This is a genomic window from Nocardia nova NBRC 15556 (genome assembly GCF_001613005.1).
GTDB lineage: Bacteria > Actinomycetota > Actinomycetes > Mycobacteriales > Mycobacteriaceae > Nocardia > Nocardia nova.
This window is the reverse complement of record NZ_BDBN01000028.1, coordinates 19,850-40,567: the sequence shown is the minus strand read 5'-3', so window position 1 is coordinate 40,567 and position 20,718 is coordinate 19,850. Positions and strand designations below refer to the sequence as shown.

Here is a 20,718-nt window from a genome sequence, read left to right as displayed (position 1 = left end):
CCCATAAACTGTCGGCATGCAAATGTTCCTGGATATCCTCCTGGTCATCACCAGCGTCCTGCTGGTGTTGCTGGTGTTGCTGCACCGCGCGAAGGGTGGAGGCTTGTCCAGCCTGTTCGGTGGTGGTGTGCAGTCGAGTCTGTCCGGATCCACGGTGGTCGAGAAGAACCTCGACCGCATCACCATCTTCGTCGGCCTGATCTGGTTCATCGCCATCCTCGGTATCGGCTTCGAGATCAAGTTCGCCTGATCGTCGCGGCGGCGTCACGGCGCCGCCGCGAGCAGATCGCGATCGCCGATACCGCGGCCACGGCCAGGATCGCCGCCGCGATCGTGAACGCGGCGGCGTAGCTGTCGCCGAGCACCGGCGCCACCGCCAGAGGTCCGAGCATCTGGCCGAGCCCGTATCCGGCGGTCAACGTCGCCGCCGCACCCGGACCGGCCAGATCGTCGCCGATCTCGAGGGCGAGCAGGGTGATTCCCATGAAGGTCGCGCCGAACAGCGCGGCCGACGCCACCGCCGGCCAGACACCCGCCGACAGCGTCGGCAACAGAGCTGACAGACATTGCAGCACCAGGGCGGCCACCAGGGCGATCACCGGAGTAGCCCGCCGGGCGATCAGGCTCCACACCACGGTCGCGGGGGCGGCCGCCACTCCCACGACGATCCAGATCGCGGTGCCCGCGGTCCGATGACCGGTGGCGTCCACGGCGGCGACCAGGAACGTTCCCAGGACGATGTAGCCCAGCCCCTCCAGGAAATAGGTCAGCTGGAGCAACCGCCAGGAGCGTGGCGACCGCACTGTCGCCGCGCCGGTACGGCTACCGGCGACGACTTCCAGCCGCAGGGCCGGCCACAGCAGCAGCGCGGTCAGCGCGGCCGCGGCGAGCCACAGCGCCTGCCAGGACAGCACCGATTGCGCGATCAGTACCAGCGCACCCGTCGCCGCGATTCCCGTGCCCACTCCGGCGAAGGCGATACCCGCTGCGCGCCTTCGGTTTTCGTGCCGGGCGGCGATCTGCGCGCAGCCGATGAACAGCACCGCGCTCGCGACGCCGGCCACCGTCCGCAGGATGATCGGCAGGATCGCCGGCGCGGGGATCGCCATGGCCGCCTCACTCGCCACCAGCGCGGCGGCCGACAGCCGAAAAGTCGTGCGGCCGTTGTATTCCGGAAACCGCGCCAGCGCGACCGCGCCCAGCAGATAGCCCGCGTAGTTGGCCGCGGCCACGACCGCGCCGGTATGTGCGCCGAAGCGTCCGGCGTCGATCATCACCGGAAGCAGCGGCGTGTAGACGAAGCGACCGATGCCCATGGCGGCGGCCAATCCGGCCGAGGCGCGCAGCGCGGGCGCGAGCGATGCCTGTCGAGGAAGTGCGATGGTCACGCCGACCAACGCTACGGATCCGGCGCGGCCCCGTGAAATGCTTCCTGTGCACGATGTATACGCTGAACGTATGGATCTGGAATTGCGGCATCTGCGCGCGTTCCTGGTGCTGTGCGAGGAAGCCAACTACACCCGCGCCGCGGCGCGGCTGCGCACCACCCAGCCCTCGCTGACTCGCACCGTGCAACAGGCCGAACGGATTCTGGACTGCCGGCTGGTCGAGCGCAGTGCGCGGCGCTTCGTCCTCACCGCGGAAGGGGAGTATCTGCTCGCGGCCGCGACCCGGATCGTCGCCGATATCGATGCCGTCACCGCCGATCTGCGGCTGCGAGCCCGGGTATCGGTGGGGTTTTCCTGGCTGTTGCCCGACGACTGGTTCACCGAGGTCCGCACGCGCTTCGAGGCGCGCGGCGGGCGGGTCGGCATCCATCGCATCGACGATCCGGTGGCCGCCGTCGCGGCGGGAAGTATCGATATCGCGCTGTATCGCAAGGATATTCGGCTGCCTGCCGCCATGACCGGGCGGATCATCGGCACCGAGCGGCGGGTGGCGGCGGTGTCCATCCGCTCGCCGCTGGCCAACGCGGCGGCGCTGCGGTGGCAGGATCTGGCGGCCTATCCGCTGGTGGTCAATACCGTCTCCGGCACCACCGACGAAACCAGTTGGCCCGCAGCCGAACCCGGCCGCGAGATCGTCACCTGCACGAACTTCGACGAGTGGATCGAGTTGATCGCCGCCGACCGGGGGATCGGGGCCGTTCCCGAGCTGGCACGCACCCGAGCGCCGCATCCCGGCGTGGCCTACCTCGATATCCCGGACGCCCCGCCGTCGGCCCTGCGGCTGGCCTGGCGGACCCGGCCCGCGCCGGCCAGGTCGGTGCGGAGCTTCCTCGACCTCGCAGCGAACGGCTGAGGGTCTCGAACGCCGGAGGCCCAGGGGGAGCCTTCAGGCGGGGTGGCCGGGAGTGAGACCGGCGAGGTCGCTGTAGCGCAGCCCGGTGATGCCCTCCGGCGGGGTCGGGCCGCCCAGCGGTTCCAGCAGCAGACCCACGTGGTCGCCGAAATCGTGGCGCTCGAGGATCCGGCCGGAGAACCAGGCCGCCGCCTCGTCGAGCACCACCACTCCGTCGGGCCCGTGATGCCAGCGGCACCAGGTGAACTTGTCGACATCGTCGCCGGTCTCCGCACCGAACAGCTGGGCCAGGGCCCGCGAACCGGAATCGACGAGATGCACCGCGACGTGGGTGGCGCCCGCGGCCACCCGGTAGGTGTAGTTGAGTTCGGACAAGCACACCAGGAATCGGCGCGGTTCGATCCCGACCTGGGACGCGAAGCCCACCACACACCCGGCGCGCTCGGATTCCGTCGCCACCGTCACCACGTAGATCGGAGCGTCCGCCGCCGCCACCAGCGCGTCGAAATTCGCGATCGCGTCCATCCACCCTCCTTCACTGCCGGCGTCGCGGGATGCGAGCCGCCGCCTCAGGCTAAGGGAACAGCGCCTGTCACGTGCGCGGCACGCGACCGTCGATATCGGTGAAGCCGTAGGCCTCGGCCAGATCGGCCACCCGCCACGCCCGGCCGGTGCGTGAGCGCCGGCCCGGATCCGCGGCGAGCGCGACCACCGCGCGCCCGGCGAAATGCGGAGTCTCGGCCTCGTTCAGATCGAAGGTGCCCTCACCGGGCAGCGTGATCAGGCGCCGGCCCTGCGCATCGGCCGGAACCAGCTGCAGCAGTTCGGTATTCACGATCCCCGGCCACAGCGACACCACCGTGACCTCGGTGCCGGCCAGATCGTGCGCCATATCGGCGGTCAGCCGGTCGACGGCGGCCTTGCCCACGCCGTAGACGACGTTGTGGGTGAAATGTTCGGCGCCCGGCGAGGAGATGTCGACGATCAGCCCGCCCGATTCGATCAGCAGCGGCGCCGCGAAATGGGCGGCGGCGTAATGGGAGCGCACGCCGATATCGAAGCCCTCGTCCCAGGCCTTCGGCGGCACCTTCCAGAACGGTTTGCCGAGCCAGCGCGCCGAGGCGGGGGAGTTGTAGACGTTGTTGACCAGCACATCCAACCGGCCGTGATCGGCGCGCACGGTTTCGAACAACCGTGCCACCGCCTCGTCGTCGCGGTGGTCGCAGACGAACGGCACCCCGCGCCCGCCGAGCTCGTCGATCTCACCGGCGGTCGCGGCCACGGTGCCCGGCAGCTGCCCGGGACTTTCGGAGCGCCCGGTCACGTACACCGTCGCGCCGGCCGCACCCAGCTCGAGCGCGATGCCCTTGCCGATACCGCGGCTCGCACCGGTGACGACGGCGACTCGATCGGTCAGTATTCCGTTCACGACTTCGGGACACTACCGTGAAACGAGAACGTGTTCTAGTACCTGGGAGGCGCAGTGGGGCCGACGCATCGGTTCGTGGAGACCAACGGGATTCGGCTGCATATCGCCGAAGCGGGACGCGGGTATCCGGTCATCTTCTGCCACGGATTTCCGCACGGCTGGTACGTGTGGCATCGGCAATTGTCGGCGCTGGCGGCAGCCGGATATCACGCCATCGCCCCGGATCTGCGCGGCTACGGCCGGACCGAGGCGCCCGGCGGGGTGGAGGCGACCACCAATCGGGCCGTGATCGGCGATCTGCTCGGGCTGCTCGACGAGATCGGCGCCGAGCGAGCGGTTTTCGTCGGCCTGGACTTCGGCGCGCAGCTGGTGTGGGAGCTGGCACTGCGGGCGCCGGAACGGGTAGCGGCGATCATGGTGCTGAACAATCCGTACGCGCCCCGGCCGCCGAAGGCGCCGTCGGAGTTCTGGACGCGCGCCGCACAGCGTCATTTCCTGCATCTGTCGTATTTTCAGGAGCCCGGTGTCGCCGACGCCGAACTCGCCGCTCGCCCCCGCGAATTCCTGGCCCGCGTGTACTACGCGCTCAGTGGCGAGTTCCACTACCTCGACACCTGGAAGAATCCGCCCGGTATCGGTTATCTGGACGCACTGCCGCAGGCGCCCGCACTGCCCTGGCCGTGGCTCTCGGAATCCGAATTCGACACCCTGGCAGCCGAATTCGAACGGACCGGCTTCACCGGCGGGCTGACCTGGTACCGGGCGCTGGACCGCAACTGGGAGCTGACCGAGGGCCTGCCGACGACGGTGCCGGTGCCGACCTGCTTCCTCTACGGCGAAAACGACCCGGATATGGAGGGTTTCAGCGGCCGCGACCCACTGGCGGTGCTGCGTGCGCACGTACCGGATCTGCGGGCCGTCGAAAAGGTGCCCGGCGCAGGACATCTCGTCCAACTCGAGCGCACCGATGCGGTGAATGACTTCCTGTTGCGTCACCTCGCCGAACTCGTCGCCGGCGACGCGTCGCGAAATGCGGTGCCGCGGTAGGGATTCGCCCACTCCCCGCGCCGGTAGCGACAGGAGGGCGTCTACGCGCACCGCCGGGCGGGCCGTATTCACGACGAGGTGGCCCGCATCCTGCCCGCGGGCCACCTCGTCGGTGTGTATCTGAGCCTGCCTGTCGCCGCGTGGGCGCAGACGGAGGACGATTAGCCGGGATTCCGTCCCGGCCTCAGGGCAGCTTCGCGGCCGCCGCTTCGTCGACCATCCAGGTGGTGGTTTCGCTGCCGTGCGCCCCGGCCGCCGGGATCTCGAGCGGGGAAGCGCCGCCCACCGCCTGGGCCACCGCCTCGGCCTTGCCCTCGCCGCCGACCACCAGAACCACGTGCCGCGCGCGGGCGACCGCGGGCAGGGTCAGGGTGACACGCACCGGCGGCGGCTTCGGCGAATCGGTTACGGCGAGAACGAGTTCGTGCTCCTCCGCCACGGCCGCGGAATGCGGGAACAGCGAGTTCACATGAGCGTCGCCACCCATGCCGAGCAGATGCAGGTCGAATGCGCCGTGCTCGGCCAGATGCGCGTGCACCGTCGCCGAATACTCGGCGGCGGCCTCGACCGGATCCGGATACTCCCCGTCGGAGGTCGCGACCGGATGCACCCGCGCCGGGTCGACCGCCACGTGATCGAGCAACGCCTCGCGCGCCTGCAATTCGTTGCGTTCGGCATCGCCCGCCGGGACGAACCGCTCGTCGCCCCAGAACACATCCAGGCGACCGAAGTCGATCGCGCCGGGTGCGTGCCGCACCTGCTCCAGCAGGGCGATCCCGGTGCCGCCGCCGGTGAGAACCACCGACGCCGAACCACGCTCGGCCTGAGCCCTGGTCACCACCTGCACGAACCGCACGGCTGCCGCCTTCACCAGTTCGTCGTGATCGGCAAAAACCGCGATTTCCGGCTTACTCATAGATCACCTTCCCGATTCCGGCCAGTGCCTCGGCGTAGACCTCGTCGGCATCGAGCCGCCGCAGTTCCTCCGCCAGGCAGTCCTTGGTCTCACGACGGGCGAGCGCGAACCGCTGATCGGGCTCGCCGGTCCGCGTCAGGGTCGCGGTGCGGCCCGTCTGCGGACGTTCGATGCCGACCGACACCGACGCGCGGTGCAGGACGACCTTCAACTCTCCGGTCCGACGGTGGATCGGGCACGCCAATTTGGCCGCCAGCCATCCCGCCAGAATGTCGAGCGCGGGTTCTTCGGCCAGCCCCGAAACCGTTACCGATTCGATCGGGTCGTACGGCGGCACGTCGAGTGCCGAGGCCAGCAGCGCCCGCCAGAACGTGATCCGGCTCCACGCCAAATCGGTGTCGCCCGGTGCGTAGGAATCCAGCCGCCGGGTGATCGCCGCACGCGGGTCCGGGGCATAGGTCGAATCGGTGATCCGGCGAATGGCCAAGCGTCCCACCGAATCCCGCGACGGAAACTCCGGCGCGCCGCGCGGCCACCACGCCACCACCGGAGTGTCCGGCAGCAGGAACGGGATGACCACGCTGCTCTCGTTGTTGACCAGCTCGCCCTGCAGTCGCAGCACTATCACCTCGGCCGCCCCGGCGTCGCCGCCGACCCGGATCTGGGCGTCGAGTTTGGTCTCGGAGAACCGGTCGCCGCGCGCGAGCACGATCACGCGACAGGGGTGTTCGCGGCTGGCGTCGTTGGCCGCGTCGATGGCGTCCTCGGCCTCCGAGGAATCCAGCGTGCACACCACCAGCGTGAGCACCCGGCCCATGGCGATCACACCGTTGGACTCGCGCAGGCTGACCAGTCGTTTGGTCACCTCGCGGGTGCTGGTGTCGGGCATGTCGACGATCATGGCCGCCGCCATTCGCGCCCGGTGCGGGCGAGCATTTCGTCGGCCGAGGCCGGACCCCAGGTTCCGGACTCGTATAACTCGGGCTTACCGCCCTCGGCCCAATGATCGAGTACGGGATCGAGGATGCGCCACGCCAATTCGACCTCCTCGTTGACCGGGAACAGTGACGGCTCGCCCAGCAGCACGTCCAGGATGAGCCGCTCGTAGGCCTCGGGCGAGGATTCGGTGAACGATTCGCCGTAGCTGAAATCCATGTTGACGTCGCGGACTTCCATACTGGATCCGGGCACCTTCGAACCGAACCGCATGGTGATGCCCTCGTCCGGCTGCACCCGGATGACGAGCGCGTTCTGGCCCAGCTCCTCGGTCATGGTCTGATCGAAGGGCAGATGCGGGGCCCGCTTGAACATGACCGCGATCTCGGTGACCCTGCGCCCCAGGCGTTTTCCGGTGCGCAGATAGAACGGCACGCCCGCCCAGCGGCGCGTGTCGACGTTCAGCGTGATCGCGGCGTAGGTCTCGGTGCGCGAATGCGGATCGAAACCCTCCTCCTCGGCCAGGCCCACCACGCGCTCGCTGCCCTGCCAGCCGGCCGCGTACTGGCCGCGGGCGGTGGTCTCCTCCAGCGGTTCGACCAGCTTCGTTGCCGAGAGCACCTTGATCTTCTCGATCTGCAGCTGTCGCGGCTGGAAGTTGACTGGATCCTCCATCGCCGTCAGCGCCAGCAGCTGCAGCAGATGGTTCTGGATGACGTCGCGGGCGGCGCCGATGCCGTCGTAATAGCCTGCGCGCCCGCCCAATCCGATGTCCTCGGCCATCGTGATCTGCACGTGGTCGACGAAGTTGGCGTTCCAGATCGGCTCGAACAGTTCGTTCGCGAACCGCAGCGCCAGCAGGTTCTGCACCGTCTCCTTGCCGAGGTAGTGGTCGATACGGAAGACCGTCTCCTCGGGGAACACCCGGTTGACCAGGGCGTTGAGCTCCTGGGCGCTCTGCAGGTCGTGACCGAAGGGCTTCTCGATCACCACCCGCCGCCACGGCTGCGGTTTACCCGGCCCCGGATCCGGCGGCTTCGCCAGCCCGGTGCGCGAAAGCTGTTCCAGCACAATCGGAAACGCGTTCGGCGGGATCGACAGATAAAAGGCGTGGTTGCCGCCGGTGCCGCGTTCGGCGTCCAGCTTCTTGAGCGTCTGCGCGAGCGTGCCGAAGGCGGCGTCGTCGTCGAAGGTGCCCTGCACGAAGCGGATACCTTCCGACAGCTGTTCCCACACCTCCTGCCGGAACGGAGTGCGCGCATGCTCCTTGACCGCCTGGAGGACGACCTGAGCGAAATCCTCGTCGGCGTAATCGCGCCGGGCGAACCCGACCAGCGCGAAACCCGGGGGCAGCAGCCCCCGGTTCGCGAGGTCGTAGATGGCCGGCATCAGTTTCTTGCGTGACAGGTCCCCTGTCACCCCGAAGATCACCATGCTGCACGGGCCGGCGATCCGGGGAAGCCGCTTGTCGCGCTCCTCGCGCAGCGGATTCCCCGGGGCGGCCGTCTTCTTCTGGCCGGCCATCGCGGTCAGTTGCTTCCGGTGCTCTTCAACTCGGCGGTGGTCGCCGTGAGCAGCTCGTCCCACGACTTCTCGAACTTCTCGACACCTTCGCGCTCGAGGACGGCGAACACGTCGTCGAGATCGACCCCGACGCCGGTGAGCGCGTCGAACACACCCTGCGCGTCGGCCGCCGTGCCCGACACCGTGTCCCCGCGCAGTTCGCCGTGGTCGGCGAACGCCTCGAGGGTCTTTTCCGGCAGCGTGTTGACCGTATTCGGCGCCACCAGTTCGGTGATGTACATGGTGTCGGGGTAGTCCGGGTTCTTCACGCCCGTCGACGCCCACAGCGGCCGCTGCCGGTTACCCCCGGACGAGGCCAGATGCGAGTAGGTCGAGGTGTGGTCACCCCCGTCGAACACGTCCTGGTAGGCGGCATAGGCCAAGCGCGCGTTGGCGATTCCGGCCTTACCGCGCAAGGCCAGCGCCTCGTCCGAACCGATCTGCTCGAGCCGCTTGTCGATCTCGGTGTCCACGCGGGAGACGAAGAACGACGCGACCGAATGGATGCGGGCCAGGTCGTGGCCGGCGATGCGCGCCTTGCGCAGGCCGTCCAGATAGGCGCCCATCACGCTGAGGTAGCGCTGCACCGAGAAGATCAGCGTGACGTTGACGCTGATCCCTTCGGCGATCACGCGCGTGATCGCGGGCAGGCCCTCCTCGGTGGCCGGAATCTTGATGAACAGATTCGGCCGATCGACGATCTTCCACAGCTCGACCGCCTGCGCGACGGTCTTGTCGGTGTCGAAGGCCAGTCGCGGGTCGACCTCGATCGAGATCCGGCCGTCCACGCCGCCGGTCGCGTCGAAGACCTCGGCCAGCACGTCGCAGGCCGAGCGGACGTCGTCGGTGGTGATCGTGCGGATGGCGGCGTCGGCGTCGGCGCCCTGGGCGGCCAGCTCCTTGACCTGGTCGTCGTAGGCGTGGCCCTCGCTCAGGGCCGCCTGGAAGATGGTCGGGTTGGTGGTCACGCCGACGATGCTGCGGGTGGCGACGAGGTCGGCGAGATTGCCCGAGCGGATCCGGTTGCGTGACAGATCGTCGAGCCACACCGACACGCCTGCGCGAGACAGTGCGGCGAGATTCTCGTTCTGTGCCATTGGTTATCCCTTCACCTTGTCGAGTGAGCGCTTCGCGGCATCGACGACGGCTTCGGCGGTGATGCCGAATTCGCGGAACAGGGTCTTGAAGTCGGCCGAGGCACCGAAGTGCTCGATCGAGACGTTCTCACCGTCGCTGCCGGTGAAGCGGTGCCACGGCATCGCGATACCGGCCTCGACCGTGACGCGGGCGGTGATCTGCGGCGGCAGCACCTCGTCGCGGTAGGACTGTTCCTGCGCGTCGAACCATTCCACGCACGGCATGGACACCACGCGGGTGCCGATGCCCTGCTCCTCCAGCGTAGTGCGCGCGGCGACGGCGAGCTGAAGTTCGGAACCGGTGGCGATCAGGATCACCTGCGGTGTGCCGGTGGAGGATTCGGCCAGGATGTAGCCGCCGCGGGAGACGCCCTCGTAGCTGGTGCCCTCCAGGGTGGGCACGTCCTGGCGGGTCAGCGCCAGCGCCGACGGGCCGTCGGTGTGCGGGTGGTCGGCCGGCACGAAATGCGAATGCTGCTCGGCGCTTTCGAGCTCCAGGATGGTGCGCCACGCGTACACGGTCTCGTTGGCGTCGCCGGGGCGGACCACGTTCAGGCCCGGGATGGCGCGCAGCGCGGCGAGGTGCTCGATCGGCTGGTGGGTCGGGCCGTCCTCACCCAGGCCGATGGAGTCGTGGGTCCAGACGTAGATGGCCGGCACGCGCATGAGCGCGGCCAGCCGGACCGCCGGGCGCATGTAGTCGGAGAACACCAGGAAGGTGCCGCCGTAGGGCCGGGTCGGGCCGTGCAGGGCGATGCCGTTGAGAATCGAACCCATCGCGTGCTCGCGCACACCGAAGTGCAGGGTGCGGCCGTAGGGCTCGGCCTTCCACATCCCCGTGGAGATCGACGCCGGGCCGAAGCTCGGCACGCCCGGCATGGTGGTGTTGTTCGATTCGGCCAGGTCGGCCGAACCGCCCCACAGCTCCGGGAGCACCGGGGCCAGCGCGGCCAGGACCTTGCCCGAGGCCTTACGGGTGGCCATGCCCTTGGCGTCGGGCTCGAACGAGGGGAGGCCCTCGGTCCAGCCCTTCGGCAGCCGGCGCTCGCGCAGCCGGTCGAACAGCTCCTTGTTCTCCGGGTTGGCCTGCGCCCACGCGTCGAACTGCTCCTGCCAGGCGGCGCGGGCCGACTTGGCGCGTTCGGCGGCGTTGCCGCGGGTGTGGGCGATGACCTCGTCGTCGACGACGAAGCTCTGGCCCGGATCGAAGCCCAGGATCTCCTTGGTGGCGGCGACCTCGTCGGCGCCCAGCGCGGCGCCGTGCGCGGCGCCGGTGTTCATCTTGTTCGGCGCGGGATAGCCGATGATCGTGCGCAGCAGGATGAACGACGGCTTGTCGGTGACGGCCTTGGCGGCCTCGATCGCCTCCAGGATGCCGGTGACGTTCTCACCGCCCTCGACGACCTGCACGTGCCAGCCGTAGGCGCGGTAGCGCTCGGCGGTGTCCTCGGTCAGCGCGATGGACGTGTCGTCCTCGATGGAGATCCGGTTGTCGTCGTAGAAGACGATCAGATTGCCCAGCTGCTGCGTGCCGGCCAGCGAGGAGGCCTCCGAGGTGACGCCCTCTTCGATATCGCCGTCGGAGGCGATGACGTAGACGAAGTGGTCGAACGGGCTGGCGCCGGTCGCGGCGGACGGGTCGTAGAGACCGCGCTCGCGCCGGGCCGCCATCGCCATGCCGACCGCCGAGGCCAGGCCCTGGCCGAGCGGGCCGGTGGTGATCTCCACGCCCCTGGTGTGGCGGAACTCCGGGTGGCCCGGGGTCAGCGAACCCCACTTGCGCAGGTGCCTCAGGTCGTCGAGCTCCAGGCCCAGTCCCGACAGGTACAGCTGGATGTACTGGGTCAGGCTGGAATGCCCGCACGACAGGATGAACCGGTCGCGGCCCGTCCAGTCCGGATCGCTCGGGTCGTAGCGCAGGACCCGCTGGTAGAGGGTGTAGGCCAGCGGCGCCAGGCTCATCGCGGTGCCGGGGTGGCCGTTGCCGGCGGCCTGCACCGCGTCGGCGGCCAGGACACGGACGGTGTCGACGGCTCTGGTGTCCAGTTCGGTCCAGTCGGCCGGATGTGCGGGCTGGGTGAGGGCGCGGATGTCGTCTGTGACTGACACGACCGAGGTTCTCCTGACCTTCTCGTGTGTGTACAACGGCTGCTTGCGGGCTGTACCCACCACCCTAGAGGTCGCCTGATCGCCGCGAGTGGGGAACCCTTCGCCCGCACCCCGTGCGGGTGCGCGGGATTACGGTGAATGATGACAGCCGCCGAGGTGCCGAGCCGAAGCGATTCCGCACAGCGGCCGACGGCGGATATGTGACGTGGCACTCGCGTCGGGACCGGCCGGGGCCGATCGCCTGCGGCACGGGCGCTTTCGCGGCGGGTGGGTGCCGGAGCACAACACGCGGGGGTCTACCATCGTCTGTAGTAGAGGCTGCGCCGCCCGCGCCGCGCTCTGCGGTGACAGCGGAAACGGCTGCGCGCGGGAGGCCCGCCACGCCGCCGAAACCGTTGCTTCCCTACCGGATCGATGCACCACCTGCGAGGAGAGACAGTGCGGATTGGGCAACAGCCGGGTGATGCGCATGGCTCCTCCGCGACGGCGCTCGCCGACCGTGTCCAGGGCAGCGGCCCGCTGTCGAAGCTGACCCGCCGGGTACTCGCCTACATCGCGCTGACGAAACCGCGGGTCATCGAACTGCTGCTGGTGGCCACCATCCCGACGATGCTGCTGGCCGACCGTGGCCATGTCGACATCCGGCTGATCGTGGCCACCCTGTTCGGCGGCTGGATGGGTGCGGCCAGTGCCAACACCCTCAACTGTGTCGCCGACGCCGATATCGACAAGGTCATGAAGCGCACGTCGAAGCGTCCGCTGGCGCGCGAGGCGGTGCCGACCCGCAACGCGTTCGTCTTCGGTGTCGCTCTCGGTGCCGGCTCGTTCGCGTGGTTGTGGTGGCAGGCGAATCTGCTCTCGGGCCTGCTCGTGGTCGCGACGATCCTGTTCTACGTCTTCGTCTACACCCTCGGCCTCAAACGCCGGACCTCGCAGAACGTGGTGTGGGGCGGCGCGGCGGGCTGTATGCCCGCACTGGTCGGCTGGTCGGCGGTCACCGGAACCATCGGCTGGCCCGCGGTCGCGCTGTTCGCGGTCATCTTCTTCTGGACGCCGCCGCACACCTGGGCGCTGGCCATGCGCTACAAGGACGACTACCGCGCGGCCGGCGTGCCGATGCTGCCGGTGGTGGCGACCGAACGCGCGGTGACCAAGCAAATCGTCATCTACACCTGGCTGACGGTGCTCGCCACCCTGGCGCTGATTCCGGCGACAGGTGTCGTGTACGCGGCGGTCGCCATCGTCGCCGGTGCCTGGTTCCTGCTGATGGCGCATCAGCTGTACTCCGGCGTGCGCCGGGGGGCGTCGGTCAAGCCGCTGCGGCTGTTCCTGCAGTCCAACAACTACCTCGCCGTGGTGTTCTGCGGTCTGGCCGTGGACTCGGTGCTCGGCTGGCACACCATCGGCTCGACGCTGTTCGGCTGAGATCGCTGCGGGCCCGGCCCTGGGCCCGCAATCCGCCACATCGAATAGACGCGCGCCTCACCGGTAATCCGATCCGGTAGGCGGTCCCGATGCGCCGCGCTTCCGGGGTGGGGAGTCGAGCTGTCGGGCCACCTACGCCCGTAGTGTCCGGCGGCCCGTAGGTTCGCGACTCAGGGGCAGCCGGGCTGGAACGGGTAGCACGCGTGCCCGGGCGTCGAGGGCGGCACGGTGCGCTCCGGCGCCGGGGTGTAATGCGAGGTGGTCGTCGTGGTGGTGCGACCGGAAGCTGGAGCGTGGCTGGGGCCGGACCCGCCGCCCGCGGTACACATGGCCGCCAACGCCAGCACGACGACCAGAACGCCCAGCAGAACCAGTGGCACCAGGCTGCGGTTGCGGTTGCGCCGAGGCGGAGCCGCGGGCGGGCGCGGATCGAAGGGCACCGAATAGGGTTGCTGGTTCTGCCCGTAGGCCGGCGCCGGCCCTGCAGGAACCGGACCGGCCGCGGCGACGGGCTGGGGGACCGGACCGGGCGCGGGCTGCGGCGCCGGATTCGGGCGAGCCATCGATACCGGCGCACCACCCGGCGACATCGGGGCAGCGGCGGCGACCGGGACACCGGCCGGACCCCGCCCGGGAATCGGCGCCCCCGCCGGCGGTGTGGGGCCACGGGACGGGACGGGGTTCGGCGGCGGGGGAGTGCGGTCCAGCCGCGCGGGAAAGCCCTCCGCGGTGAGATCGGAATGGGTTGCGGCCGCGGCGAATCCGATCGCGGCCAATGCCTGGCCGACCTGCGTCGCATCCCAGGTGTCGGGTGCGTCCGCGGTGATCCGGCTGAAGTAGTTGCGCAACGCCGCGGGCCCGTCGCCGAGGACGACATCGATCCCGTCCGGGAGATCACCCTTGTCCAATGCGACCCGGCTGCTCAACTGCGGCATGACCAGCACCATGCCGGTCACCCCGACCCGCTCCCGGCCGGGCGCACCGCGCAGCAGCTCGGCCATCTCACCGGTGCGGGCGCGGATCTCGGTCATCGGTTCGGTGCCGGCCTCGGTTCCGGCCAGCGGCGCGATGCGGTCGTCGATGGTCCAGGGCCGGTAGCCGGAGACGGTGAGCGTGCCGCTCGCCCGTTCGGTGAAGTCCTTGATCACGACGACCACGCAGGTCTTCGGCGTCCAGACGATCGCATCGGCGCCACCGGCCGCGACCACCGCGATACCGGGTAACGCGTGCGCGCCGGTCCAGGTCTTCAGCCAGTTCGCCACCGTCCGTTCGGAATTGGACAGCCGCGACGGGTCGTCGTTGCGAACCTTCACCAACATCTGGATCAACCCCTGACCGATGCCTGTTCTGCCGGCCGCCCCGAGCGACCGCCCGACCACCGTACGACGGTACGGCGAAGCGGGCGAATCGGCTTGGGCGGCAGCACAGATCATCCACCATCGGCGTGGCCGGGTCGTCGGCGGGTCACCCCTGCCGATGCCATGCCAGATATCCGTCCGGTCGCACCTGTACCTGCGTGCCCGCAGTGGCCGCGTACTCGGTGAAGGCGTGGCCGTCGACGGCGATGAGCTGACCCGGGCCGGGCCGGTCGCGAGGATCGAATATGCCCGCACCCCGGGGGGCTTCCGTGGCCGAGGCCGGCGCACCGAAGGTCAGGCGGGTCGCGTGCGGGCCCCGGTACCAAGATTACCGACATCACCGCGGCGGCCGGACGGTCGGCGGGATCGTTCTACAACCACTTCGAGGGAAAGAACAGCTACTCCGGGCGCTGCTGGAAGACTTTGCGGCCGAAGGGGATACGTCGGCCGAGGCGAGTGCGCACGATCCGGATTTCACCAAGCCGGCGGCCGTCGAATTCCATATCGAGCAGTACTGGACCTTCGCTCGCCGCAATTGGCCGGTACTGCGGGCGGTGACGCAGGCGGCGCTGGTCGACGAGGAGTTTGCGCGGCTGGCCAACCGGTTCACAGCCGGTCAACTCGAGGAGGTCGTCGACCACGTCGACGGTTTCGGCGCGGCCGGACTCCGCCTGCCGAGCACCCCGGACGTCAGCGTGGCGATGATGTTCCTCCTGATCCGCGCACTGCTGGAGGCGGTCGAGGAGGGCGTGGTCGCCGTCGACGACGAGCAGGCGGTGGCCGGGCTGACCCGATTCGTCTACCGGGGGCTCACCGGCCGCGACTACTGACCGCTCAGGGCACCAGCACGATCGACCCGGTGGTCTTGCGGGCCTGCAGATCTCGATGTGCCTGCGCGGCCTCGGCAAGGGGATATTGCGCGCCGATCCGCACCCGCAGCGTCCCGTCGGCGACGGCGTCGAGGACATCGCCTGCGCGCCAAGTCAATTCGGCGCGATCGCGGGTGTAGTGGGCCAGTGTCGGGCGCGTGACGAACAGCGAGCCGGCCGGATTGAGCCGCTGCAGATCGAACGGCGGCACCTGACCGCTGGCGGCGCCGAACAGCGCCAGCATGCCGCGGATGCGCAGGGCCGCCAGGCTCGCCTCGAACGTCGCCGCGCCCACCCCGTCGTAGACCGCGGCCACCCCGACCCCGTCGGTGAGGTCGCGTACGCGCTGGGCGAGATCGTCGCCGTAGCGCAGCACATGTGCGGCGCCGGCCTCGCGGGACAACTCTTCCTTCGCGTCGGTGGACACCGTGGTGATCACCCGGATATCGCGGGCGGCGGCCAGCTGGGTCAGCAGGAGCCCGACGCCGCCGGCGCCGGCGTGGACCAGAATCGTCTCGCCCGGCTGCGGCGTGTAGACCGATTCGATCAGGTAGTGCGCGGTCATGCCCTGCAACAGCGCCGAGGCCGCCACCGCCGGCGGCACCCCGTCCGGCACGGCCACCGCCACCGCCGCATTGACCGCGACCTTCTCCGCATAACTTCCGGGGGCGGCGGCCCACGCGACCCGATCACCGACGGTGAATTCGGTCACCTCGGAACCGACTTCGGCGACCACACCCGTGCCCTCGGAACCCGGGATGTAGGGCACCTCCTGCGGATAGGTGCCGATGCGGATATAGGTGTCGATGAAATTGACACCGGCCGCCTCTGTATCGACGAGCAGCTGATTCGGCCCGATGACCGGATCGTCGACCTCGGTCGCGACGAGAACTTCGGGACCGCCGTGTTCGCTGACCTGAATGGCGCGCATGGCTTTCAGTTCTACACCCCCTCGCGCCACGAACACCGGTAGGGCGGTTGGGCCGTCCCTACCGGACGGTAAACTCCACGCCATGAGCGAAACCGCCACCGCGGCCCCGGTCACGCCGTCGTCCGCCGTCATCGAGTCGGTCAAGAAGTTCGTCGCCGCCCACGGTGGTTCGGGTACGGCCGTACTGCAGCCGATCGGGCGCATCGGGGTCCGCATCACCCTCGTCGGCGCCGACGGTGTGCTCGGCGATCGAGTCGTCGCGGATCTGGCCACCGCCAAGGCGGTCGTCGAGGCCGTCGACGGCCTCGCCGAAACCGAGCACTGGGATCGCGATCTGAGTTCGGTCGCCACCCCGGCGAAGGGACACTGGGCGCGGATGGCCGGCTGGGTCGCCCACCAGGCCCGGTTCCCGAAGGCGCGCAACGAGAACTGAGATGGCTCTGCGGCATCGGCTGATCGCCGCCGCGACGGCCGGTGCGGCCGCGGTCCTGACGATGATCGCCCCGGCGCGCGCCGAGGATCCCGCGGCCCTGCGGGTCTGCACCACCGGTGACTACCCGCCCTATTCGGTGACCGACGGCCACGGCGGCTACCGGGGCATCGACGTCGACCTGGTCCGCGATATGGCGCAGCTGCGGGGGCGCCCGCTGCGATTCGTGCCGACCACTTGGGCCTCGATGGGCAGCGATTTCTCGGCGCACGCCTGCGATCTCGGGGTCGGCGGAATATCCGACGCCGCGGCCCGGCGCGCCTACGCCGACTTCTCGCTGAGCTACGGCACCGACGGCAAGACCCCGATCGTGCGTGCGGCCGACGCCGGGAAGTACGCGACGATCGAGCAGGTCGATCAGCCCCAGGTGCGGGTGATCGTCAACCGCGGCGGCACCAACGAACAGTTCGCCCGCGCCCATTTCCCGCATGCGCAGCTGACGGTATGGCCCGACAACGTCACCATTTTCGATCAGATCACCGCCGGTCGCGCGGACGTCTTCGTCACCGATTCGGTGGAGGGCCGCTATCGCGTGCGGCAGCATCCCGACCTGCGGGTCCTGCATCCGGAGACACCGTTCGACTCCTTCGGCAAGGTGTTCCTGCTGCCGAAGAACGATGTGCCGACCGCGCTGACGGTGAACGCCTGGCTGGCGAGTCAGCTGGCCACCGGGGGAGTCGACCGGCGTGTCGCGGAATGGATCGGGCCGCACGCCACCGCCTGAGCGCCGCCCGACCATAATCGACGGGGTGACGGATAAAGCGGCGAGCCGGACCGCGGTGCTGGTCTGTCAGGGCCGGGCAGTGGCCGACGGGCGACTGGCGGTCGGGCGATTCTCGGATCCCATTGCGGCGCAATTACTTCACGACGACGAACTGGCGGCGGTGCGGCGCGCCCGAGCCGAGCATCCCCCCGGCGGCTGGCGGGAGCGGCTCGAATACGAGATGCTCACCGCCACGGCCGCCGTCCTCGCAACCCGCACCGTCGTCATCGACGAGGCGATCCGCGAGGCGTCCGCCGCGCAGTTGGTGCTTCTCGGCGCCGGACTCGACGGGCGGGCCTGGCGGACGGATCACCCCGCGGCCGACGTATTCGAGGTGGATCATCCTGCCTCGCAACGGGATAAGCGCGAGCGGGTGGGCACACTGGTGCCGGTCGCGAAGTCGCTGACCTATGTGCCGGTGCAATTCGGCCGCGACGACCTGGGGGCGCGACTGACCGAGGCGGGCCATCGCGCGGAGGCGACGACCACGTGGGTGTGGGAGGGGGTCCTGCCGTATCTGACGCAGCCGCAGGTCGAATCGACGCTGGCGGTCGTCGCCGCCCGCAGCGCGCCCGGCAGCCGGCTGATCGCGACCTATCCCACCCCGAACCGCCTCGCCGGACTGGGCCGGGCCGGTATGCGCCTGTTCAGCAAGCTGTCCGGTGGCCGGGATCCGCTCGCGGACGAACCGCACGTATCGGCGTGGTCGCCGGCGGATATGGCCGCGCTGACAACGCGTTACGGGCTCACCGTCACCGCCGATGTGGAGCTGATCGAGGCGGCGCGCCGGCTCGGCGTACCGGCCCGCCAGTCCCGTGCCTACGGATTGGGGCGGGCGCTGATCGCCGACCGCGCCTGACCGCGATCAGCCGCAGCAGCCGCCCCCGCAGCAACCGCCGCCGGTCGGCGCGGGCGGTGCGGCGGCCGACCCCGCGGCCTTACCGGTCAAGGCGACCGTGGTGAGCAGTTTGACGGTGTCGCTGTGGCCACCCGGGCAGAGAGCCGGGTCGCCGGATTCGCTCATCGGCCGGGTCAGTTCGAACGATTCCGTACATTCCCGGCAGCGGTAGGCGTAGGTCGGCATGAGGAAATTATGTCGCGTCCGCGGTGGACCGGATCGCCAGGGTTCCGGCCAGCTTCGCTCGATATCCGGCCGTGATCGTCGGTGAGCGCCCGGCCTGGGTGGGCCATGACCGCATCATCTGCCTCCCTCATTCCGGTATCCGAGCCGCCCGGCCGTGTTATTGTCCTGGACACATGTCCGGCATTGTGTCCGGGTGAAGGGAGTCCGCGGATGACGGCAATGGCGGAGGTCGTGGTGGACGCCGAGCGGATCACCCCACAGTGGTTGAGCCGGGCGCTGTCGACGCCGGTGCGCGCGGTCACCGCGACGCCGGTGGGCACCGGGCAGATGGGTTCGGTGTTCCGGCTCGAGATCGACGGCGAATCGGCGCCCGCGCGGTTGATGTCGAAACTGCCCGCCGCCGACCCGGCCGCGCGTGCCATGGTCGCGGGCGCTTATCGGCAGGAGATCCGCTTCTACCGCGAGATCGCACCCACCGTCTCGGTGCGGGTGCCCACCTGCCATTTCGCCGAATTCGCCGGTGACGGAGCGGAATTCACCCTGCTGCTCGACGATCTCGCGCCGGCGCGCCAGGGCGATCAGATCGCGGGATGCACGGTGGCGCAGGCGAACGCGGCGGTCCGGAATCTGGCGGGACTGCACGGTCCCCGCTGGTGCGATCCCGGCCTGTCCGCGATCGAAGGGCTGAACTTCAACGGTGCGGCCGAGGCGCAGGCCCTGTCGGAGTTGTACGGTCCGGCGACGGAGATCTTCCTCGAGCGCCTGGGAGAGCGGCTGTCCCCGGCCGACCGCGACACCTTGCGCGCCTGTGTTCCCGGCATCGCCGACTGGCTGCTGGCGGCGCCCGATCGTTTCGCGCCGGTCCACGGCGACTACCGCTTGGACAATCTGATGTTCTCCGAAGACAGTGGCGAGGTCGAGGTGTGGGCGCTGGACTGGCAGACGCTCGGTCTCGGATTGCCGGCGCGTGATCTGTCGTATTTCGTCGCCACCGGCCTCGAACCGGACCTCCGGCGGGCGCACGAGGACTCCATCATCGAAACCTATTGGCGCGCACTGTGTTCCTACGGCGTCGGCGATTACACACTGGATCAGTGCCGGCGCGACTACGGTTTCGCCCTGGTGCAGGGGCCGCTGGTCGCGGTGTTCGGCGCTGCCTACGGCACGGTCACGCCGCGCGGGGACGAGATGTTCGCCGCGATGGTGCGGCGCAGTTGCGCCGCGATCCGCGATTGGGACGCACTCGATCGGACACCGGCGTAGTGCACTTGCTCAGCGGAGGCAGGAGTTCGCGCGGCCGGGCGTGACGACGGCAGCGCGCGCCCCGGTTCAGGCGGCGCGGGCGGCTGCTTCGGGGGCGGGCGCGGTGACCTGTTCGCGGGTGCGCATCGAGGCCCACAACGCGGCCGTCGCGACGATGCACGCGGTGGCGCCGCCGACGTGCACGACCACCAGCGCCGCGGGAACGTGGGTGAAGTACTGGACGATGCCGACGAGCGCCTGGGCGCAGACCGTCGCGATCACCACGATCAGACGCACCCGGATCGCGCGGGTCATCCCCACCGCGGCCAGTCCGAAGCCGAGGCCGACGAGCAGCGCCAGATACGCCACGAGCAGTTCGGCGTGGGCGTGCACCAGGGTGACGATCTCGATCTGCAGGCGCGCCACCGGCCGTTCGGTGCTCTTGTCCCCGGCGTGCGGTCCGGCGCCGGTGACCAGGGTGCCCGCGATGAGTGTGCCGGTCATCGCGACCGCGCTCAGTGCGGTCAGCCAGCGCAGGGGTGCCGGGACCTGCACGACGTCGACCCCGTCGTCGGGTTCGCCGACCTTGGCGAACAGCAGCGTCGCCAGCCACACCATCAGCATCGAGGCCAGCAGGTGGACCGACACCGTCCACCACAGCAATCCGCTGCGCACGGTGATTCCGCCGATCACGGCCTGCAGCACGGTGCCGCCGGGCATCAGCCAGGCATAGACGACGACCTCGCGCCGCCGCCGGGCGCGTACCACGGCGAGCACGATCAGCGCCGCGCACAGTGTCACCGCGAAGGTGAGCATGCGATTGGAGAATTCGACCGCCTGGTGGAGCGCCGGAACTTCGGCGTGGGCGGTGGGGGTGAAACTGCCGGGGAAGCACTGCGGCCAGGTCGGGCAGCCCAGGCCGGAGGAGGTGACGCGCACGATCGCGCCCGTCACGGAGATGCCCGCTTGGGACAGGATCACCGCCAACGCGAAGATGCGCTGCACCCGCAGGGAGGGCAGCGGCAGAAAGTCGACCAGTCGCACAAACGCGCGTGACAGCACGAAACGATGGTAGACGCAGCCGGATCCGCGCCCGCACCGGGGCTACTACGTTGTGTC

Annotated in this window: 21 protein-coding genes; 9 read left to right on the top strand and 12 right to left on the bottom strand. The window is 69.6% G+C overall.

Annotation, left to right across the window (positions count from 1 at the left end; translation table 11 throughout):
* The first annotated feature begins 16 nt into the window (after positions 1-16).
* Positions 17-250, top strand: coding sequence for a preprotein translocase subunit SecG (gene secG, locus NN2_RS12635; protein ID WP_030518417.1), 234 nt, complete (start codon positions 17-19; stop codon positions 248-250).
* On the opposite strand, the gene NN2_RS12630 is transcribed toward secG, so the two are convergent.
* On the bottom strand, positions 237-1,388 hold the full coding sequence (locus NN2_RS12630; RefSeq protein WP_231983181.1) for a YbfB/YjiJ family MFS transporter: 1,152 nt from the start codon (positions 1,386-1,388) through the stop codon (positions 237-239). The two genes, secG and NN2_RS12630, sit on opposite strands and share 14 nt — an antisense overlap.
* Positions 1,389-1,458: 70 nt before the next feature.
* Between NN2_RS12630 and NN2_RS12625 the strand changes: the two genes are divergently transcribed.
* Positions 1,459-2,301 (top strand): LysR family transcriptional regulator, encoded by an 843-nt coding sequence (locus NN2_RS12625; RefSeq protein WP_063013322.1) that lies wholly within the window; start codon positions 1,459-1,461, stop codon positions 2,299-2,301.
* 33 nt (positions 2,302-2,334) lie between these two features.
* Here NN2_RS12625 and NN2_RS12620 read toward each other — a convergent pair whose 3' ends face one another.
* Both NN2_RS12620 and NN2_RS12615 read right to left on the bottom strand, forming a co-directional pair.
* A complete protein-coding gene (locus tag NN2_RS12620) occupies positions 2,335-2,826 on the bottom strand; it encodes a flavin reductase family protein (protein WP_063013320.1) in 492 nt (163 codons plus the stop codon).
* Between the two features lie 67 nt (positions 2,827-2,893).
* Complete coding sequence (locus NN2_RS12615) at positions 2,894-3,730, bottom strand: SDR family NAD(P)-dependent oxidoreductase (RefSeq protein WP_063013318.1); 837 nt, start codon at positions 3,728-3,730, stop codon at positions 2,894-2,896.
* 54 nt (positions 3,731-3,784) lie between these two features.
* On the opposite strand from NN2_RS12615, the gene NN2_RS12610 reads away from it, so the two are divergent.
* Positions 3,785-4,777 carry an alpha/beta fold hydrolase gene (locus NN2_RS12610; RefSeq protein ID WP_063013316.1) on the top strand — a complete coding sequence of 331 codons (993 nt, stop codon included), beginning with the start codon at positions 3,785-3,787 and terminating at the stop codon, positions 4,775-4,777.
* Positions 4,778-4,961: 184 nt separating this feature from the next.
* On the opposite strand, the gene pgl is transcribed toward NN2_RS12610, so the two are convergent.
* The 5 genes from pgl to tkt are packed head-to-tail and all read right to left on the bottom strand — an operon-like array spanning position 4,962 to position 11,437.
* A complete protein-coding gene (pgl, locus tag NN2_RS12605; RefSeq protein ID WP_063013314.1) occupies positions 4,962-5,693 on the bottom strand; it encodes a 6-phosphogluconolactonase in 732 nt (243 codons plus the stop codon).
* Positions 5,686-6,594: a glucose-6-phosphate dehydrogenase assembly protein OpcA gene (gene opcA, locus NN2_RS12600; protein WP_174554966.1), complete on the bottom strand. Its 909-nt coding sequence runs from the start codon at positions 6,592-6,594 to the stop codon at positions 5,686-5,688. Before opcA ends, pgl begins: the two co-directional genes overlap by 8 nt.
* Positions 6,591-8,153: a glucose-6-phosphate dehydrogenase gene (gene zwf / locus NN2_RS12595; protein ID WP_063013310.1), complete on the bottom strand. Its 1,563-nt coding sequence runs from the start codon at positions 8,151-8,153 to the stop codon at positions 6,591-6,593. The genes opcA and zwf overlap by 4 nt, the downstream gene beginning before the upstream one ends.
* Before the next feature lie 5 nt (positions 8,154-8,158).
* Positions 8,159-9,289 carry a transaldolase gene (tal, locus tag NN2_RS12590; protein ID WP_063013308.1) on the bottom strand — a complete coding sequence of 377 codons (1,131 nt, stop codon included), beginning with the start codon at positions 9,287-9,289 and terminating at the stop codon, positions 8,159-8,161.
* A 3-nt stretch (positions 9,290-9,292) separates the two neighbouring features.
* Entirely contained in the window at positions 9,293-11,437 is a 2,145-nt protein-coding gene (gene tkt / locus NN2_RS12585) for a transketolase (RefSeq protein ID WP_063013306.1), read from the bottom strand.
* A gap of 438 nt (positions 11,438-11,875) precedes the next feature.
* Between tkt and NN2_RS12580 the strand changes: the two genes are divergently transcribed.
* Positions 11,876-12,862, top strand: coding sequence for a heme o synthase (locus tag NN2_RS12580; protein WP_030518428.1), 987 nt, complete (start codon positions 11,876-11,878; stop codon positions 12,860-12,862).
* Positions 12,863-13,032: 170 nt separating this feature from the next.
* Here the strand turns inward: NN2_RS12580 and NN2_RS12575 are convergent, their stop codons facing one another.
* Positions 13,033-14,181: a hypothetical protein gene (locus NN2_RS12575; protein WP_063013304.1), complete on the bottom strand. Its 1,149-nt coding sequence runs from the start codon at positions 14,179-14,181 to the stop codon at positions 13,033-13,035.
* Between the two features lie 284 nt (positions 14,182-14,465).
* Here NN2_RS12575 and NN2_RS12570 point away from each other — a divergent pair, with 284 nt between their 5' ends.
* Entirely contained in the window at positions 14,466-15,050 is a 585-nt protein-coding gene (locus tag NN2_RS12570) for a TetR/AcrR family transcriptional regulator (RefSeq protein ID WP_156511320.1), read from the top strand.
* Between the two features lie 4 nt (positions 15,051-15,054).
* On the opposite strand, the gene NN2_RS12565 is transcribed toward NN2_RS12570, so the two are convergent.
* Positions 15,055-16,020: a quinone oxidoreductase family protein gene (locus NN2_RS12565; RefSeq protein ID WP_063013302.1), complete on the bottom strand. Its 966-nt coding sequence runs from the start codon at positions 16,018-16,020 to the stop codon at positions 15,055-15,057.
* Positions 16,021-16,102: 82 nt separating this feature from the next.
* Between NN2_RS12565 and NN2_RS12560 the strand changes: the two genes are divergently transcribed.
* The 3 genes from NN2_RS12560 to NN2_RS12550 are packed head-to-tail and all read left to right on the top strand — an operon-like array spanning position 16,103 to position 18,132.
* Positions 16,103-16,453, top strand: a complete 351-nt coding sequence (locus NN2_RS12560) for a hypothetical protein (protein ID WP_063013300.1) — start codon at positions 16,103-16,105, stop codon at positions 16,451-16,453.
* A gap of 1 nt (position 16,454) precedes the next feature.
* Positions 16,455-17,234 (top strand): transporter substrate-binding domain-containing protein, encoded by a 780-nt coding sequence (locus NN2_RS12555; protein WP_063013298.1) that lies wholly within the window; start codon positions 16,455-16,457, stop codon positions 17,232-17,234.
* Positions 17,235-17,259: 25 nt separating this feature from the next.
* Positions 17,260-18,132: a class I SAM-dependent methyltransferase gene (locus NN2_RS12550; protein ID WP_063910738.1), complete on the top strand. Its 873-nt coding sequence runs from the start codon at positions 17,260-17,262 to the stop codon at positions 18,130-18,132.
* A gap of 6 nt (positions 18,133-18,138) precedes the next feature.
* Here the strand turns inward: NN2_RS12550 and NN2_RS12545 are convergent, their stop codons facing one another.
* On the bottom strand, positions 18,139-18,357 hold the full coding sequence (locus tag NN2_RS12545; RefSeq protein ID WP_030518435.1) for an FmdB family zinc ribbon protein: 219 nt from the start codon (positions 18,355-18,357) through the stop codon (positions 18,139-18,141).
* Between the two features lie 210 nt (positions 18,358-18,567).
* Between NN2_RS12545 and NN2_RS12540 the strand changes: the two genes are divergently transcribed.
* On the top strand, positions 18,568-19,620 hold the full coding sequence (locus NN2_RS12540; RefSeq protein ID WP_245658676.1) for a phosphotransferase: 1,053 nt from the start codon (positions 18,568-18,570) through the stop codon (positions 19,618-19,620).
* A 66-nt stretch (positions 19,621-19,686) separates the two neighbouring features.
* Here the strand turns inward: NN2_RS12540 and NN2_RS12535 are convergent, their stop codons facing one another.
* On the bottom strand, positions 19,687-20,661 hold the full coding sequence (locus NN2_RS12535; RefSeq protein WP_063013294.1) for a COX15/CtaA family protein: 975 nt from the start codon (positions 20,659-20,661) through the stop codon (positions 19,687-19,689).
* Positions 20,662-20,718 lie beyond the last annotated feature (57 nt).